This window comes from Acuticoccus kandeliae, assembly GCF_003073115.1.
Window position 1 is genome coordinate 1 of sequence record NZ_QBBV01000121.1, and the last position, 339, is coordinate 339.

Sequence of the window (339 nt, forward strand, 5' to 3'; positions counted from 1 at the left end):
GTGTGCTCTTCCGATCTCGATCATCGTCGACATCGAGTTCGCCCGCGACGAGCGGCCCGGCCTCGACCTGGTGCGCGCGCTGCTGGAGCGCTGCCGCGGGGTGAAGATCCTCGTGCTGACCGGCTGCCGTGACCGCGACTCGATGATGCGCACCGTCCGCCTGGGTGTCCACGGCTACCTGCGCAAGGGTGCCGACACCGCCGAGATCGTGCGGGCGCTGCGCACGGTCCTGCGCGGCGAGGGCGTCTTCGACCCGGGCACCGCGAGCGCCGGCCCGCTGCAGGTGCTGCGCGACACCGACCCGGCGCCGTCGCCCACGCCGGACCTCTGCAAGACCTC

1 protein-coding gene is annotated in these 339 nt (G+C 72.9%); it reads left to right on the top strand.

What is annotated here, in order from left to right; genetic code table 11:
- Positions 1–339: helix-turn-helix domain-containing protein (locus DBV35_RS29570; protein WP_170135082.1), on the top strand; the 339-nt coding region annotated here is incomplete at both ends.